Annotated in this window: 17 protein-coding genes and 1 pseudogene; 15 read left to right on the top strand and 3 right to left on the bottom strand. The window is 61.3% G+C overall.

Features of this window, described 5'->3' with window-relative positions:
• The first annotated feature begins 490 nt into the window (after nt 1-490).
• Genes RNA01_RS21875 through RNA01_RS21855 form a run of 5 tightly spaced genes read left to right on the top strand, consistent with a single transcriptional unit; the run spans nt 491 to nt 5,173 of the window.
• A complete protein-coding gene (locus tag RNA01_RS21875; RefSeq protein ID WP_147182243.1) occupies nt 491-1,555 on the top strand; it encodes an ABC transporter substrate-binding protein in 1,065 nt (354 codons plus the stop codon).
• A 1-nt stretch (nt 1,556) separates the two neighbouring features.
• A complete protein-coding gene (locus RNA01_RS21870) occupies nt 1,557-2,609 on the top strand; it encodes a FecCD family ABC transporter permease (protein ID WP_147182241.1) in 1,053 nt (350 codons plus the stop codon).
• A complete protein-coding gene (locus RNA01_RS21865; RefSeq protein WP_147182240.1) occupies nt 2,606-3,364 on the top strand; it encodes an ABC transporter ATP-binding protein in 759 nt (252 codons plus the stop codon). The genes RNA01_RS21870 and RNA01_RS21865 overlap by 4 nt, the downstream gene beginning before the upstream one ends.
• Complete coding sequence (locus RNA01_RS24230) at nt 3,361-4,671, top strand: ThuA domain-containing protein (protein ID WP_147182239.1); 1,311 nt, start codon at nt 3,361-3,363, stop codon at nt 4,669-4,671. The genes RNA01_RS21865 and RNA01_RS24230 overlap by 4 nt, the downstream gene beginning before the upstream one ends.
• A gap of 10 nt (nt 4,672-4,681) precedes the next feature.
• Nucleotides 4,682-5,173, top strand: coding sequence for a hypothetical protein (locus RNA01_RS21855; protein WP_284727970.1), 492 nt, complete (start codon nt 4,682-4,684; stop codon nt 5,171-5,173).
• Nucleotides 5,174-5,225: 52 nt separating this feature from the next.
• On the opposite strand, the gene RNA01_RS21850 is transcribed toward RNA01_RS21855, so the two are convergent.
• Nucleotides 5,226-5,531, bottom strand: a complete 306-nt coding sequence (locus RNA01_RS21850) for a helix-turn-helix domain-containing protein (protein ID WP_268906706.1) — start codon at nt 5,529-5,531, stop codon at nt 5,226-5,228.
• 329 nt (nt 5,532-5,860) lie between these two features.
• Here RNA01_RS21850 and RNA01_RS21845 point away from each other — a divergent pair, with 329 nt between their 5' ends.
• The 6 genes and pseudogenes from RNA01_RS21845 (at nt 5,861) to RNA01_RS23920 (ending at nt 9,502) form a co-directional block, all read left to right on the top strand.
• Nucleotides 5,861-7,141 carry a thiolase family protein gene (locus RNA01_RS21845; RefSeq protein WP_147182237.1) on the top strand — a complete coding sequence of 427 codons (1,281 nt, stop codon included), beginning with the start codon at nt 5,861-5,863 and terminating at the stop codon, nt 7,139-7,141.
• 1 nt (nt 7,142) lies between these two features.
• The gene (locus RNA01_RS21840; protein ID WP_147182236.1) at nt 7,143-7,562 is read left to right on the top strand and encodes a Zn-ribbon domain-containing OB-fold protein; all 420 of its coding nucleotides are present in this window, start codon (nt 7,143-7,145) and stop codon (nt 7,560-7,562) included.
• Nucleotides 7,563-8,022: 460 nt separating this feature from the next.
• Nucleotides 8,023-8,589, top strand: a complete 567-nt coding sequence (locus tag RNA01_RS21835) for a TetR/AcrR family transcriptional regulator (RefSeq protein WP_147182235.1) — start codon at nt 8,023-8,025, stop codon at nt 8,587-8,589.
• A 51-nt stretch (nt 8,590-8,640) separates the two neighbouring features.
• Nucleotides 8,641-8,766, top strand: coding sequence for a hypothetical protein (locus RNA01_RS24360; RefSeq protein WP_268906705.1), 126 nt, complete (start codon nt 8,641-8,643; stop codon nt 8,764-8,766).
• Nucleotides 8,767-8,786: 20 nt separating this feature from the next.
• Nucleotides 8,787-9,241: pseudogene (locus RNA01_RS24505) on the top strand (SDR family oxidoreductase).
• Nucleotides 9,242-9,325: 84 nt separating this feature from the next.
• A complete protein-coding gene (locus RNA01_RS23920) occupies nt 9,326-9,502 on the top strand; it encodes a hypothetical protein (RefSeq protein WP_210245799.1) in 177 nt (58 codons plus the stop codon).
• Between the two features lie 70 nt (nt 9,503-9,572).
• Here RNA01_RS23920 and RNA01_RS21825 read toward each other — a convergent pair whose 3' ends face one another.
• Entirely contained in the window at nt 9,573-10,823 is a 1,251-nt protein-coding gene (locus tag RNA01_RS21825) for an MFS transporter (RefSeq protein WP_147182234.1), read from the bottom strand.
• A 138-nt stretch (nt 10,824-10,961) separates the two neighbouring features.
• Here RNA01_RS21825 and RNA01_RS21820 point away from each other — a divergent pair, with 138 nt between their 5' ends.
• Nucleotides 10,962-11,882, top strand: coding sequence for a LysR family transcriptional regulator (locus RNA01_RS21820; protein WP_147182233.1), 921 nt, complete (start codon nt 10,962-10,964; stop codon nt 11,880-11,882).
• A gap of 477 nt (nt 11,883-12,359) precedes the next feature.
• On the opposite strand, the gene RNA01_RS21810 is transcribed toward RNA01_RS21820, so the two are convergent.
• The gene (locus tag RNA01_RS21810) at nt 12,360-13,628 is read right to left on the bottom strand and encodes a hypothetical protein (protein ID WP_147182232.1); all 1,269 of its coding nucleotides are present in this window, start codon (nt 13,626-13,628) and stop codon (nt 12,360-12,362) included.
• 15 nt (nt 13,629-13,643) lie between these two features.
• On the opposite strand from RNA01_RS21810, the gene RNA01_RS21805 reads away from it, so the two are divergent.
• The 3 genes from RNA01_RS21805 to RNA01_RS21795 all read left to right on the top strand — a co-directional run.
• Entirely contained in the window at nt 13,644-15,023 is a 1,380-nt protein-coding gene (locus tag RNA01_RS21805; RefSeq protein WP_210245798.1) for a ribose-phosphate diphosphokinase, read from the top strand.
• A gap of 250 nt (nt 15,024-15,273) precedes the next feature.
• Nucleotides 15,274-16,086, top strand: a complete 813-nt coding sequence (locus tag RNA01_RS21800; RefSeq protein WP_147182231.1) for a Crp/Fnr family transcriptional regulator — start codon at nt 15,274-15,276, stop codon at nt 16,084-16,086.
• A gap of 102 nt (nt 16,087-16,188) precedes the next feature.
• Nucleotides 16,189-17,215: AMP-binding protein (locus RNA01_RS21795; protein WP_147182230.1), on the top strand; the 1,027-nt coding region annotated here is incomplete at its 3' end.

Below are 17,215 nucleotides of genomic sequence, written 5' to 3'. Positions count from 1 at the left end.
AATGGAAATCAGGCTGCGCCGGGTCAGCTCTCAGTGGAAATCAACAGTGATGCCGCTCCGAGATCGCGGCCATCCGCGACGGCGGGGTTACGATTAGGTCAAATGCCGCAATGATCGCAGCATAGCCGGCCGGCTCGCCTCGCTCAGGCAAGGGTCTTCCGTGAAAGTCAATCACGCCCTGCGTAGGCCATTTACCCATAGGTCATCTCGCGAAATTGGATCACCGGATCTAGACCCCGCTGCGGGAAACCGTCACCGTCAGCGAAAACCTATCACCATTGGCCAAATTTGTGAAATATATTCACGCGGGGATGTAAAATCTGAGACAGCAACAGCGCGACTTTTTCGGCGTGAAATATGCCCTGCGTAATCGCCGGCCCCTCGGCTGCTGACGAGCATCGCAATTATCTTGACAAAAGAAATCATATTTACGATTTGATATGCCGCACTGAATTTTGAGGGGGCCTAATTGTTTTTCAGACTGAACGAAATGGCGATCGCTCTTGCGCTGGTCGTTGCTCAACCGATCAGCGGGATGGCGGACCCGATCACCATCATTGACCATGAAAAGCGCACCGTGACGCTGACGAAGCCGGCGGAGCGGATCGCCTCGATCCCCATTCCCATGGCCTCGACCATCATTGCCATGGATGGCGGTACCTCGAAACTGGTCGGGATGAACCCAACCGCCAAGTCGGCGATTGTCGAAGGCGTGCTCGGCAAGATCTTCCCCGAAGCGAAGGACATTCCGTCCGACATCACCGCACCGAACTTTATCCCGAACGTCGAGGAACTGGCTGCCACCAATCCCGAACTGGTGATCCAGTGGGCCGATCGCGGCCCGGACCTGGTCGACCCGATTGTCAATGCTGGGCTCACCGCGCTTTTGATCTCCTACGGCACCGAGGAGAAGACCAAGCAGTATCAGGCCATGGTGGCGACCGCGATGGGCAAGCCCGAGCGCGCGGAGATGATCAACGGCTGGCGCGATCAGGTGGCAGCAGACATCGCCGCGAAGTCTAAGGACATCTCGGCCGACGAGAAGCCGAAGGTCCTTTATCTCGGCCGCGCGCTGGAGGGCCTCACCGCGTCCGGCGACAAGGGCAATTACAACGCCTTTTACATCAATCTTGTTGGCGCCACCTCGGCATCCGCCGATGTTCAGGGCCAGGGCACGACGATCAGCCCCGAGCAGATCGCCGAGTGGAACCCGGACGTCATTCTTCTCAACAGTTTCGAGGCCAAGCTTGGCCTGGAGCGCATCAATGACGATCCGATCCTATCCTTGACCAAGGCCGCCCAGGAAAAGCGCGTCTACAAGATGCCACTCGGCGGCTATCGCTGGGATCCGCCGAACCAGGAAAGCCCGCTGACCTGGATGTGGCTCGCCAATCTCATGCATCCCGACATCTTCCAGTACGACCTGCGCGCGGAGATGAAAAAGGCCTACAAGACGCTCTACGACTACGACCTGACCGACGAGGACATCGACGGCATCCTGTGGATCGGCATGCAGGGCGACGCCACCGACTACGCCCAGTTCAAGGCAAAGTAGGATGGCGATGGTGGCGACCGAAAGCGGGCGCAAAAGCCTGATCGGCTTCAGGATCGGCGCCTTCGGCCTGATGGCGCTGGCACTTGTCGCCGCCATGCTGTTCTCGATCGGCGCCGGACGCTTTTCCGTCGACGTGCCTCGGATCGGCGAGATCCTGTTGACGGCGATCCTCAACCCCGACGCTGCGCCGACCCAGATGGACGAGCGTATCGTGCTGCTGGTACGGCTGCCGCGCGTGCTTTTGGCGGCACTGTCGGGAGCGGCACTCGCCGTCGGCGGCGCTGCGCTGCAGGGCGTGTTCCGCAATCCGCTGGTCTCGCCGCAAGTGCTTGGTATCAGCCAGGGCGCCGCCTTCGGCGGCGCGCTGGCCATCCTGTTCGGCTATTCCGGCTTCGTGCTGCTCGGCATGGCCTTTCTGCTCGGCCTGTCGGCGCTGGTCCTGGTCGGACTTCTCGCCCGCATCAACGGCCGCACCGAGGTGATCACGGTGATCCTGGCCGGCATGATCGTCGGCGCGCTGTTTGCCGCGCTGGTCTCGGTCGTGCAGTTCGTCGCCGACCCCAACACCTCGCTGCCCGCCATCGTCTACTGGCTGATGGGGTCGTTCTCGACCGCCACCTGGCCACGCCTGTGGCTCGCCGTTCCGGGCATGGGACTTGGCCTCTTCGCCGTCTGGATGTTGCGCTACCGGCTCAACCTTCTGGCGCTGGAGGAACAGGAGGCCCGTTCGCTCGGCGTCAATCCCGACCGCGAGCGCTGGTACATCTTCGTCGCCATTTCGCTGATGACCGGCACATCGGTGGCGGTGGCCGGCATCGTCGGCTGGATCGGTCTCGTCGTGCCGCATGCTGCGCGCATTCTAGTTGGCGAGGACCACCGTACGCTGATCCCGGCCTCGGCATTGCTGGGTGCCGCCTATCTGACGCTAATCGACACCATGGCGCGCACCCTGACGGCGGCGGAAATTCCGCTCGGTGTGCTGACCGCGCTGGTCGGTGCGCCGGTGTTCGGTTTCCTGCTGCGCCGCCATTTCAAGGAAACCAACCGCACATGATCGGTCTTGAAGACGCCTCCGTCTCCTTCGGCGCCCGCCCGCTGCTTTCCGGCATCAGCTTCACCGTGCCGGTCGGCCGATCCATGGCGGTGCTCGGCCCCAATGGCCGCGGCAAGACCACGCTTTTGCGTGCCCTGCTCGGCTTCCAACCGCTGGCGAAGGGTCGTCGCAGCGCTCCGAAAATCGCCGGCTATGTGCCGCAGCATGGCGCCTCGCAGGCCAAGCTCTCCGGGCTTGATGTCGTCATCATGGGCCGGGCGGCGCGGCTTGGCCTGTTCGGCCAGCCCTCGGCCGAGGACCGCGCGGCGGCCGAGGAGGCGCTGGTCGAGGTGGGCGCCTGCCATCTCGCCGAGCTTCGCTACGACCGCATGTCCGGCGGCCAGCGGCAGATGGTGATGATCGCGCGGGCCATCGCCACAAGTTCGCCGGCGCTGGTGTTCGACGAGCCCACCTCGGCGCTTGATCTCGGCAACCAGTCGCGCACGCTGGAACTCCTGAATACGCTCAGGCTTCGACGCGACAAGGCGATCCTGTTCACCACCCACGACCCCAACCATGCGCTGGCGGCGGCCGATGACGTGCTGCTGATGATGCCGGGCGGGCGCGAGATGCACGGCACCGTCGCCGACATGATCGAGCCCGACAAGCTTTCCGAGCTTTACGGCGTTCCAATGCGCTGGGTGGACGTCAACGGCCCGACGGGCGAGACGCGCCGGGCAATCCTGCCGGCCTTTGCCGGAATAGAGGCGGCATGAACACGATTTATCTGAAATCCACCTATGAGGCCCCATCCGAAGCGGTAAAGGCGGCCGCCGCCGAGGGTCTGGTGACGATCGTCGAGCAGACGGCGCTTAACGCCGACATGCTGCTGGCCCACAGCGGCCTGATCACCGGCAACCAGCTCGACCAGAACGCCATGGCCCTGATGCGCGAGGCGCTCGCCGCATTCCTCGATGCCGGAGGCCGCTGGTTCTTCAACGGTCACATGGTGCGGCCGCTGATCGACGGCATGACACAGTACCGGCCAATCGAGGCACCGAAGCGCGCCGATTTCGACCTCGCCTCTGTCAATCCCCATCCGTTGTTTGCCGGCATCGAGCTTTCGAAACTCGAGACCAACAAGGGCGTGGCCGGCTTCTACGGCCGGGGCTGCAATCCGCTGCCCGAGGGCGCCGTGGCCGTCAACAGCCTGGGCGCGGCGAAGGTGCCGGTCGACTGGGTCTGGGCGCGGCCGAAGGGCGGGCGGATCTTTTCCCATGCCGGCAATGATCTCGGCTCTATGGGGCTGGAATGGAAGCTTTCGGGCGAGCTGACGCGCCGCATGATCGACTGGGCGCGGGGCGGCGCCTGCCTCGAGCCATGGCCCGGCTCGCCCTCGTTACCGGCGGCCGGCCTGCCGCTTGCCGCCCCCGAAACCTATGGCGGCATGCGCAGGTCGAGCCGCACCGGACGGCGCATCGTGGCGCCATCCTGCGGCACCTACTACCATATTCGCAGTCTTGAAGGACCGCGCTACACTGAGGCCTTCGACGTGATCTGCGCGCCCGAACAGCTCACCGACATCCTGCGGCCGGTTGATGTTCTCTGGGTTCCGTGCCGCACGCCGGCGCAGCGTCTGATCGGGCAGAAAGCCGTGATCGCCCGCCATCTGGCGGCCGGCGGCACGGTGGTGGCGCTCGGCGAGAGCCGGTCCGATCTGTGGCTGCCGCATGTCGACTTCACCGGCACGCCGACGAACTGGTGGTGGTGGCTCGATCCGGCCGCCGATCTCGGCGTGCGCGTGACCGAGGCCGCCGCCGGCCATCCGCTGATGGCCGGGATCGGCGACAGGCAAGCGACCTGGCACCTGCACGGCTGGTTCGTCCCGCCTGACGGCGCCACGGTTCTCGCCCGCGACGGCGAAGGCCGGGCGATCCTCTACGAGGACAAGGTGTCGACGAGGGGTACGATGATCCTCTCCTCGCTCGACCCGATGTTCCACCACGGCTCGCACTTCATGCCGGCCACGACCCTTTTCCTCGACCGTTTCGTACGCAACCTGAAAGCCTTCGCAGATGTCTAATGCCATTACCGTGCTCGACAACGGCCACCCGATCAGCTTCACCTTCGACAGCATCAACGCCTATCACGGCGGCGGCTTTCCCGGCGGTGTCGCGCATGCGCTCAAAGCCATGCAGGCAGCGTTTCCGCTTCTGTCCGACACGCCGCTGGAACGGCGCGAGGTGACGATCGTGACCGCGTTTTCCGGTCCCGGCGGCCGCGACGCGCTGGAAATGGTGACCCGGGCGCTGACCGAGGGACGCCTGACCGTCGACAAGTCGATCGGCGGCAGGGACATCATCACCGACCCGCCCGGACCCTACGTGTTCCGCTTCAGCTATCGCGGCCGGACCGCCGAAGCCGTGATCAAGCCGGGGCATGTGAAGGAAGAGTTCGTCACATTGGGCGCAAAGAAAGACAAGACGCCCGACGAGATCGCCCGACATGAAGAACTTAAGGCGGAAATGGCCTACCGCCTTTTGCCTATCCCTGCACACGAGGTGTATGGCGTCAGGACCGTTTGATCCAGACCTGACCGAAGATGGGGTCAGAACAAGAGCAGTGCGGAATCGTACGCTAAGGTCGAACGGACCGTGAACTCTCGTCACGTACTCGCATGATGGTTTGGCGGCTGGTTCCAAATTTCCGGGCAATGGCCGAAACGCTCATTTCTTTTGCAAGATCCTCACGCACGTCCTGCTTCTGTCCCTCGCTGAGTGTGGAGGGGCGCCCGAGGGTCTTGCCTTCGAACTTTGCCCGCCTGAGGCCCGATTGCGTCCGTTCGATCAGCAAATCCCGTTCGAACTGCGCGACGGCGTTGAGAACCTGCATGGTCACCCGCATTTGACGTGAGCGCGATGAACGCTGTGATCGCCACCACATTCCAACGCCGGAACGGGGGGGACGCGTTGGAAATTGCCGGGCGTGCTCAATTGGTCGACGGCGATCTACAGTCCGCGCGAGTGCAAAGCGTGTCGTTCACCGGCGGAGCCCGCCGCGGCGGCGCGGATTTCGTCCGCGGAGATCGGAAGTCGTATTTCTCTTTTTGACCTCGTTGATCTCTGTCAATGCATGGGGCGCCCAGTCGTGGTCGGCTGACGCTATTCCGTGCTGCCGGAGCGGTTCAGGCGTCATGCTGGACTGAATTTCGTGGAAGCTAAGCTCGCCGCCATTGTCACGCAAAGGCGGCAGGCCATGAAAGGGGTTGTCTTATGACAGGAAAATTACGGGAACGAATTGCGATATCGGGCGTCGGCTGCTCGCGCTTCGGTGATCTGCTTGAGACGCCCGAACTCAAGGGCACGACGATCCAGGAACTGACGGCGCGTGCGGTCAAGGAGGCGCTTGATGACGCTGGGCTGACCGGGCAGGACGTCGATGCGGTATTCGCCGGCAATGCGATGGTGCACAGTTCGCAGGTGCCCGGCACCTATTCGCAGCTGTCGAAGTGGACGGGCACCCAGTTCAAGGCCGGCGTCCATTTCGAGGCGCAATGTTCGACCACCAATGTCGGCGCGGCGCTCGCCGCAATGGCGGTCGCGGCCGGCGTCTACGATACCGTACTGGTCTACGGGTTGGAGACCACGCGCACCAAAGTGAAAGATCTCAGTCCCTACGAGCGCGAACCGATCTCGCACCAGCAGACATGGCTGTGGACCGACATGGCGGTCAACCAAGCCTATGGCGTGCCGCAGGGCTACGACATCTTTTCGACCTATAACGGTCTGGTCGCGCTGGGCTACTGCCGCAAATACGGCATGTCGATCGAGGATTTCGATCGCAGCATGTTCGAACTATGCAAGACTCGGCGTCTACACGGTTCGATGAATCCCAAGGCCAACATCCAGGAAAAGCTCGAAGACCGCGCCAAGAGGGAAGGCTTCTCCGATCCGTTCGACTATTGGCGGTCCGACGAGCACAATCCCTTCGTCGCCTGGCCGTCACGGCTGCTCAGCCTGGTGACGACCGCCGACGGCGCGTCGGCCATGGTGATCACCCGCGCCGATCTGGCCAAGGGCGGCAAGTCGCCGCCGGTCGAACTCAAAGGCTTCGGCATCAGCTACAGCGACCTGCCCTGGTACGGCGAAGACCCGACATATTGGGAGTTCGACCGCCGCGCGATCGATACCGCTTTCGAGATGGCCGGCATCAAACCTGCCGATATCGACTACCTGCATACCCACGACTGCTCGCACATCTCCGGGATCTGCACCGCCGAGGCGACCGGCTACCTCGAACCCGGCAAGGGACTGAACGCAGCGCGCGACGGGCGGCTGCGCTTTGACGGCGACCGGCCGATGTCGACCCACGGCGGTCGCCACGCCTTCGGCCATGCGTGGGGCGCCAGCGCTGGCACCGACACCTATGAGGCCGTCCTGCAGATGCGGGGCCAAGCCGGGCCGCGGCAAATCAAGAAGCCGCCGGAGATTTCCGTCATCCACACGCACGGCTACGCCATGATCGGCACCGTCGTCGTTCTCGGGAGCATTTGACATGTCGACCGTTGCCGAACAGCCGAGCGCCATCCGCTCCTACTACAAAGGCCTTTCCGAGGGCGTCTTTCGGGCTATCACCTGCAAAGTCTGCGGCGGTTACACCTTCCCGCCAACCGGTTGCTGCGAACATTGCGGCAGTTGGGACGTGACCCCGGTCGAACTGAGCGGCGACGCCACGCTTCTGCTAGCATCGCACAACATTTCGCCGGCCTGCCATCCGCGGTTCGAGAAGATCGCGCCTTATGTCTACGGCCATATCCGACTGAAGGAGGGGCCGATCGTCCAGGCGATCATTCTCGGCGTCGATCCGACACCACAGGCGCTCAAAGCCCTGTTCGAGCGCGGCCCTGTTCCGGTGAAGGCGGAGACGCTGCAGATGGACGACCTCCCTGTCCTGGCATACCGGATCGTCGGCTGACAAGACCGCGCAAGAAACGAAGCGAGCGGCAGCAAGGGTATTGTGCCCCTGCTGCCGTTAGCGCTCATTCCCACTCGAATATTTTCGTCGCCATAAGCATCTGATATAATTAAGCAAAATATCGGGTCAACGTACCGTGAAAATACCGCCAAAAGCCTAGCCTTTTGAATTTGCTGGGTTTTCAAGAGCGGACTTGGCCGAAAAAAATCCTTGGACTATCGGTATCTATCGGCCGGTCCACCGTAGGGAATGGCCGATATGTGTCGAATTCAACCCCCACTAAAGTACCGTCAACGCGGTTCAGCAACAACGCCAAGCGGCATCAAGCCCACATTAAATGGTCTTCTGAGCGCGAGAAGCGTTATCCATGTCGCGCTTGCTCAGCGCTTATGACTTCGACCGCCATTGACAATGACTGAGTGAACAGTCATTTAATTGCAAGGCATGAGAGCGAGACCGCATGGCAAGACCCCTCGATGAGGACAAACGGGCCGCTATACTGGCTGTAGCCGCCCAACTGGTGGCCGAGCAGGGCCTCGGCGCGGCAACGGCACAGATTGCAAAGGCCGCCGGTGTTCCGCACGGATCGGTCTTTACCTATTTTGGCACCAAGGCGGAACTGCTCAATGCACTCTACCTGGAACTGAAAACGGAGCTGACCGGCATTGTTCTCGAATCGCGGCAATCCGGGAGCGATTTGCGGGCCCAGCTTCGTCATATATGGGAGAATTGGACGCATTGGGGCGTGGCCAATCCCTCAAAGCGCCGCGCACTTGCGCAACTCGGTGTCTCGGATCAAGTCAGCGCCCTCACGCGCAAGGCAGGATATGAGGCAGCGCAGCCGGTTCTGGACATCATCTGGCGGATCAGCGCCGACGGCAGCCTGAAGGACGCGCCGAGATCCTATGTCGCGGCCCTGGTCGAAGCCATGGCAACGACGACCATGGATGCCATGAGCGATGATCCGGACCATGCTGCAACCATTTGCGCAGACGGTTTCGAGGCGCTGTGGCGGCTTCTCAACTAGTCGATTTTGGTTTTTAAATGACTGTGTACTCACGCATTAAAAGAGATTGAGATGTCAAAGATCTGGCTTATTACCGGCAGCGGTGCCGGCCTCGGGCGCGTCCTCGCCGAACAGGCGATCGCCGCCGGCGAAAGGGTCGTTGCCACGCCCGGGACACGTCGCAACTCGATGCACTAGCAGACGAGTATGGCGGGCAGGTGCTGATCCATCCGCTGGACGTCACCAATGAAGACGAAGTGACCACCGCCGTGAAGGCGGCGACGAACACCTTCGGACGGCTTGATGTCCTGGTCAACAATCTGGCTATGGCTCCTTCCACCCTTTCGAGGAAACGCCATCCGAGGATTTCCGCAGGCTGGTCAAGACCTGCTTTTTCGGTGTGGTGAACCTCACGCGCGCGGCACTTCCCATCATGCGGCAGCAGCGTGCCGGGCACATCTTCCAGATATCCTCGATCGGCGGGCGGATCGGCTTTCCGGGCAATGCCGCCTATTCAGCGGCCAAAATTGGCAGTCGGGGGCTTCACGGAGGCCTTAGCGCTAGAAACCGCACCTTTCGGCGTCAAGGTCACGGCGCTGGAGCCGGGTGGCATGCGCACCAGTTGGGGCAAGCGGGCCAGTGCGGATATCCCCGCCCTATTGCCGGACTATGAACCCTCCGTTGGCGCGATGATCAGGCAACTGAAAGGGCTCTGGGGCCTTGAAACCGGAGATCCGGCAAGGTTGCGGAGGTAATCGTGAGGCTTGCCGGCGCGGACACCCTGCCGCCGCATCTCATCCTCGGCGCCGATTCCCTGGCGATGGTGCGTCAGGCGGAAGAGGCGCGGGCGAAAGAGGCTGCCCGTTGGGAGCCCGTCACCGGTTTCATCAATTTCGGGGCTGTGGGCCAGTTCCCCGAATTGCCGCAGGGCTGATCCCTCTCCCAAGGATGAGGCTGCGCTGAGGTTTCGCGCAGCCTTGATGCAGGATGGTGAGCGCTTGGCATCACCGGATTTCGAGTTTCAGCCCCGACAGACGTTCGCAGATCTCGATCAGACGATCCTGTTGCTGATGATTGCGGGCGTCGGCATGAACCTCGCGGGGCTGCATGTGATAGAAATATCCCGCCGTCACCACCGCGGCCGGATCATCGCTGACCGCAAGCCAGGACTGAGTCCGATGCGCCTGGTCGAGATCATCGGTTGCCGCCGAACCGCCCATGCGCGTGGACACCCAGCCGGGTTCAAGCGCGTTCGACAGGACGTCCGGCCAATATCGGGCGAAGGCAAAGGCCAGAAGCACATCGTGCAGCTTGCTTTCCGAATAGGCCTCAGTTCCATCCCAACGGCGCTTCGCCCAAGTGATGTCGTCAAGATCGGCCGATGCATTGCGATGCAGACCGGAACTCGGATAGACGAGCCGTTTAGGCCTTCCGATCAGCGCCGTCAGGATGAACGGCGCCAGCGTGTTGACGGCAAAGACATGCGGCAGGCCGTCGCCGGTTTCGATGCGCTGCGGCTCGCGGTAGCCAACGGCGACATTGTGGATGACCGCGTCATAGGGACCATGCCGGTTGGCGTTTTCGGCAAGCCGCATGGTGGCGCGAATGGTCGAGACATCGCCCTCGAGCACCGCATGGGCTGCAGGCAGGGCCGCCATGGCGGCCTTGGCGCGTTCGTCGTTTCTGGCATGGATGCGCCAGCCGGCATAATTTCCGAGGAACGTGCCGGCGGGAATGCCGAGCACAGAGGCGAGCGCTAGCCCGCCATAGACTGCCGAGGTGGCCCGGACGGCGTGTTTTTCGGGAGCGATCCGAACCGCCATGCTTGCCGCCGTCGACCAGAAAATGCCGTTGGCGGCGGCAACGATCAGCCGACTTGCCAGAAGCACTGCATAGTTTTCCGCAAAATAGGTCAGCACGTTGCCGAGCGTGCAGGCAAACAGCAGGCTCAACATCAGCCATTTGCGGTTCCAGCGCCCGGTGACGGCGGTGAACGGCGTTGCGGCGATCGCCACAAGCAGCGCAAAACCGGTCACCAGGAACCCGGCCTGTCCAAGCGATACGCCGACGCCTTCCGCCATCTGCGGCAGGATGCCGATAGGCACCAGTTCCGTGCTGACAAAGGCAAATGTTCCAAGTGAAAGCGCGACAACGGCAAGCGCTTCGGCCAGAGGCGAGCGCCGTTTGATTTCACCGATAAAGGCCGCCTTGGGGGCGGGCACTCCACGATGCTGAGGAATAGCGTGGTCAGTCATGCCAAATCTTCGGTTTTTCAGGTTCGGCCGACCATGCCGGAGAAAGACTGATGCGTGTAACGTCGATTTGTCGTATCACTCATGACCGAAAGTCACCTATCGACGATCGACAAAGACGAGACATGCGGAGTATCGAGCATGAATTTTGACGGCCGTATCCTGTCCGGCGTCGGCGTGCTGGCCGCTGTTGTCGAAAGAGGCACGTTTGTGGGGGCAGCCGAGATGCTGGGTCTCACCCCTTCCGGGATTAGCCGATCGATTTCGCGGCTGGAGAACCGGTTGGGCATCCGGCTGTTCGACAGGACGACCCGGTCGCTGCACCTGACGGATGAGGGTGCGCGCTTTTATGAGGCCGTCGTCTCGCATCTGGAAGGTATAGAGGAAGCGGCAGGCGCTGCGTCCGGGGCCGCGAGCGCAGTGCGCGGCCGTTTGCGGGTCAATGTCGATCCGTTCTTTTCCGGACTGGTGCTGGCGCCGCATCTCGGCAGTTTCACGAAGCGTTTCCCCGAACTGCAGATCGAGATCCACACCCGCGACGACGTGGGCGATCTGGTTTCGGAAGGCATGGACGTTGCCGTGCGTTTCGGGCCACAGCCGTCGTCCTCGCTGATCTCACGGCGTTTGCTGGAGACGCGCATCCTGACTGTGGCCGCACCCTCTTATCTCGAAGCTCGCGGCAGGCCAAAAAGGCCGGAGGATCTGTCTGATCACGCCTGCATCCAGTTCCGCGATCCGCTAACGGGCCGTCCCTTCGAATGGGAATTCCAGCGCGGCAAGGAGGTCCTGCCTGTCCCGACGACCGGTCCGCTCCTGCTGACAGATGTGAACACCATGCTGCAGGTCTGCCTGGCAGGAGCCGGCGTGGCGCAGGTCATGTCCCTCGGCATCGGGCACTGGATCGCCAGCGGCGCGCTGATTGATCTCTTTCCAGACTGGCCGGACGAGACCTTTCCGCTTTACGCCATTCACCCGTCCCGCCGCCACCCGGCGGCGAAAGTCCGCATCTTCCTGGATTTCTGCGCGGAACTTGCAAGCAATGAAACGCCGGACGTCCGTTAGTCGCTGTCACGTCCCAATAATGGACGACTGCATGAATTTGCCAAGACGAACACTGCAGTGGACGAAGGACTGTCATGCACGAAAAGCGGGCGACGGTACTTCGCGTTTAAGTCAATGGCCTCAACAAACGTACCGACAAAGGGGCCGCCAAACCGAGTTGCCATTCCTGTAGCGGCCAGGACCTCCACGCTTGAATAGTCTAAAGAGAACAATATCTTGCCGGCACGCTACGAGTTGGTTGACGATGTGCGTGACATGGTACTTTGCCGAGGCCGAAAATCATTGTATTTTCTACGATAGCTTGCGATTTCTTATGCCCACCTACGCAACCCCTCACTCAGACGGTGCCAGACGCCTGGCTCGATCTCATCGATGGAAACTCTGATCTGAACAGCGTTTGCGACCTTGAATATTGGCCGAGTGAACAAGGTTGGTGGAGGATAGTCAAGACGGTCGTTCGCGCCGCATGCCAGGATATTATGCGTCGTCGTTCGCTCTATTTCGCTCAAGAGCGCGATGACCCAGCGTCAGATATTTGTTGGCCTTGTCGACCCAAAGTGCCACTGGTCTCGACGAATCTGTTGCAACATGGCTCAAAGCCATGCGGGCGCGCATCGTGGCGCGAAAGGCGGTGTAGAAATCGAACAAAGGGGGCGGTACGCATTCACCCAATCGCATCCGATCGAGGATTTCGCGCCCCACCCATGCCGCTCCCAGGAACTCGGATTCGAGAGATAGAAATGCCAGTTCGTCGAAGGGGTCGACGAAGCGCAGCCTGTCGTCGAATTCCAGACAATCGAATATGGCGATTGGCGTAGTGAAGCAGATATGTTCCGGCCGCAGGTCGCCATGGCCGTCGACATAGGATCGCTGGCGGATGCGCGCCTCGATCAGCGGAGCGGCGTGCGCCATGGCGGATTCAAGGTCTATGAGATGCTGGCGAACGAACGCGTGGTCGAGGGCGAAATCCGCATTTCCCAGCATTTGCCGATTCCAGGCCTGTTGCTCATCGAGATTCTTGAGATGCGTCAGAGGGTCGATGGAGGGCCGCTCTGCCGTTTGGTAAAAGCGAGACAGCACATCGGCAAGTGCATCGAGATGCGCAGGCTCGAGGCGGTTCTCCGCGATCATTATATGGAGCATCCGATCCTTGGGAAGTCGCCTCATGCGGACCAACCAGTCGATCGGCTGTCCCTTGCCGTCGAGCCGAAGCTCGCCGTCGTCTTCCAGCGTCAATTTCTCGACACCGAGATAGACATCGGGCGCCAGTCGCCTGTTCAGCCGCACCTCTGCCTCGCAGTTCGCCCGTCGGGTTGCCGCCTGCGTGAAGTCCAGAAATGGGAAAACCACCGGTTTCTTCAGCTTGTACGCATTGTGGCCGGCAAGGAAAACCCAGGACATGTGGGTTTCGATCACCTCCACCTGCCGTGGCCGGTCCGGATAGGCAGCTGGCTGTCTGAGAAAGGCGACTTTGTCCTCCGTTGTGCAGGCGGGATCGATCATCCGCATCATACCTTCAACTTGACCGCAGCGGCCAGTGACCGGACTGCGTTGACGGCAGTCAAGACATTGCCTTGCAGCATGGTCATTGATGCACGTCAACGCAGGCCTTCGCCATTCGATGCGATTGTGCTTATGGTTAGGGAGGTCTCGATGACAACAATGGCATTGACGGATCCACCGCTCAAACGACTGTTTTCGCGCATTGACAGTTCGCCCCTTCCACGGGGGGAGGTCGTCGCCCAACTCTACGTCACGTGGTTGGAGAAGAAGGGGAGCCGGCTGGCGGCAAGCCTAAGCGATCTCGAAAACGCGATATCCGGCCGCAGCCTCGGTGAGTGCCTGATCTTCATCGAGGAGGACGGGCGAAGGGATTACCGGCTCCACGCTGGTGAACAGCCATCGACGGGTTACCTTGGTGAACTGCGTCGTGGCGAGTGTCTTTCACAGGCACCAAATCGGCGCAACGCGGCGCGCTGCCGCCGCGTCTTCGACAAGGTCATCGAGACCGGCGAGCCGCTTCTGGTGGAGTTTATGGCTGGGCGTGGCGCCGGTGCGGGCAATTTCGCCCATGAAATGCTCGTGCTGCCCTTGGAGGCGGAGGATGGTACCGCCACTGCGGTGGCTGTGGGCATGTCTACCCGCCCGAGTGTCGGCCATGGCTCGAAATTTCGCGCGCCACAGTGGGGCCACCGCAAACCCTGGCTGTTCGCATTCGAGCGCGACAGGCCGTTTGCGGCGCTGGTCGCCACCAATCTCGGACTTGATCTCAGCCCGCTCGAGGAGCGGGAATTCGAAGATGGCGAACATAAGGCGCGGCCCTTGGTCGATGTCACGAACCAGGAGGCCTTTGTTCTCGCCAGTCTCCAGGGCGACGACGTGCAATCGGTCAACGACCGCCTTTGCCGCCTTATCTTCTTCATTGGGACGCTTAAGACCAATGGGGCGGCCCGGGTCACGGCCGTGATTCCTTATCTGTGCTACCAGCGCAAGGACAGGCAGACTAAGCCACACGATCCGCTGACGTCGCGATATGTAGCGCAGCTTCTCGAAGCCGTCGGCGTCGATCGCGTGATCACGATGGAGGCGCACAACGTCGCAGCACTTCAAAACGGCCTTCGTCGTCCCTTGCTGCTACTCGAAAGTCACGATGCATTTGCCCGTCATCTGGCTGGGAAATTCGAAGGCCGTGAGGTGTCCGTGGTCGCGCCGGACATGGGAGCGGCAAAGCGGGCCGAGGCGTTCCGCGTGGCGCTGGAGGGCTATCTCGCCCGACCAGTCCAGAAAGCGTTCATGGAAAAGCAGCGTTCCATGGGCAAGGTCACTGGAGAACTGTTTGCCGGCGATGTCGCCGGATGCACGGTGGTCGTCTATGACGACATGATCAGTTCCGGGACGACGATGGCGCGCGCCGCCGAGGCGTGCAGCAAACGCGGCGCCGAAAGTATTCATCTGGTGGCGACGCATGGTCTTTTCAGCGCTAAGGCCGCAGATACGCTGTCCAGGTCGTTCATTGACGCCATCTACGTGGCGAACACCGTCATCAGCGGCACGCAAATTCCCCGTCTGGAATCGATCGACGTCTCTCCGATATTTGCGCGGGCGATCCGGGCATGTGTGGCACGTCTTTCCGCTCCATAGTCACGGAATGGATGTGCTCGCGGAGCAGGGCATCGACGAGCCGTCCCCCTAATCTCGGAGGTTTCGGGTGCGGCACCTTCAGCGGGGTATTTGAAAGGGGAGACGATCGCAATCGACTACAACGTTGTGTAGTATCTGCCACCATATTCTTCACGTTGGTTGATTTGAATCAAATTCGCCGCTGGGCATCGGTTCTATTTTTCAAAAGATCCAATGACTGCATCTGGACACTTCTTATGAGGAGGAGAGCATGCCCGATAGTTCAGTCGAATTAGGCGCGATCGTTCATCAGCCTCTGCAATTTCACAGCCATTCTACGATTGCTCCCCGCGAGAGAGAGCAGCAGGAGGCGACCCGGATCGGCCATATCCGGCAATACGAAAGCGGTCTCACCATCATTCCTGAGGGTGGTGAAGCAACGATAGTCGGCCGAATGACGTCTGGCGTCCTACGCATAACGCAAACGCTTGATGACGGACGACAGCAGGTCGTGGGCCTAGCCTTGCCCGGCGACTATTTCGGCCACTTCTTCCACAGCAGCCGCGCCTTCACCTATGAGGCCGCGACCGATGTCGCGGCCTGCGTATTTCCGCAGAAGTCCTTCGAGGCTCTCCTGGCGACCGATCATGAACTGAAGCATAGGGTCATGATGAGCATTTTGCGCGATCTTGAGTTGAGCCGGGAATGGATGATAGTTCTTGGCTGCCAGAACACGTTCGAGCGCGTCGTCAGTTTCATGCTGCATATCCACAAGAGGATGCGTGTCGCCGGGCTCGCGATGAACGACGACGTCATCGAATTCCCGATCGGCCGGCGCGACATAGCCGGTTACCTCGGCACGACTGTTGAAACGATCAGCAGGCATGTTCAGGCCTTGGCCCGCCAGAGGAACATCAGGATCCTGGACAATTCCCATTTCCAGATCTGCAATCTCGGCCGGCTTCAGTCGCTCTCAAAGCAGCACTGGCACGGCATGGCGAAGCCGATACCGATGAGCGGGTTCGATCCAGATCTGCTGTTGGAGCCGAGAGCCAAAATCTGGTCCCAGTCCCGGCTCGCTTGAATCCGCGTTGACGGCCATCAATGCGAACGAAGGGGATCCCGATCCATAAAAATTAAGGGTCCGGGAGGAGGACTGCCAACGGAGCCCGCAAGGGAGGGGTCGATGGACATCATCCGCAAGAGTGACGTCACCAAGCGGCAGGCCAATCTTGCTGACTATGACCAATTCTGCGCGGCTTTTCACTGGAAGGACGCGGAGTGTCTTCTCGACGGGCTGCCCGGCGGCAAGTTGAATATTGCATTCGAGGCCATCGACAGGCACGTCATTCAAGGCAGAGGCGACGGGATCGCCATCCGGTGGATTTCGAAAGACGGAACGCGGCGGGACTTCAGTTACGTCGAACTGCAGCGGGAAACGAACCGTTTCGCCAATGTTCTCAAAGGGCTTGGGATTGTCAGGGGTGACAGGGTCTATTCCCTGCTCGGTCGCGTCCCGGAACTCTACGTCGCCGCGCTTGGCACGCTGAAATACGGCGCGGTCTTCTGCCCGATGTTTTCGGCCTTCGGACCGGAACCGGTCAAGGCCCGCATGGAGATCGGCGGCGCGCGCGTCCTGGTCACCTCGCATTCGCTCTACAAGAAGAAGGTTGCTCCCTGGCGCAAGGAGTTCCAGGGCCTCGACGCAGTGCTCCTGATCGATGCCGGCGATGAGGTGGAACCACACACACACGAACTCCCCTCGTTGATGGCCAAAGCGGCAACGGAGTTTCCGGTCGCGGCCGCCGAGCCGGAAGACATGGCGCTCCTGCACTTCACCTCCGGCACGACAGGTCGCCCCAAAGGCGCCGTTCACGTGCATCGGGCGGTCGTGGCCCACCATATAACCGGGAAGCTTGCCCTCGACCTCCATCCTGATGACGTGTTTTGGTGCACGGCCGACCCCGGCTGGGTTACAGGCACGTCCTACGGCATCATTTCCCCGCTCACCAATGGCGCCACGATGATCGTGGACGAGGCCGAGTTCGATGCCGGACGCTGGTACGGCATCCTCGAGAGCGAGAAGGTGAACGTCTGGTATACGGCGCCCACCGCCATCCGCATGTTGATGAAGGCCGGTTCAGAGCTTGCAAAAGCGCACGATCTCTCCCGACTGCGGTTTATGGCGAGCGTCGGCGAGCCGCTCAATCCCG

This window comes from Paenirhizobium naphthalenivorans (genome assembly GCF_007992095.1).
Classification (GTDB): domain Bacteria; phylum Pseudomonadota; class Alphaproteobacteria; order Rhizobiales; family Rhizobiaceae; genus Allorhizobium; species Allorhizobium naphthalenivorans.
The sequence above is the reverse complement of the archived record's forward strand: the minus strand, read 5'-3'. Positions and strand labels throughout refer to the sequence as shown.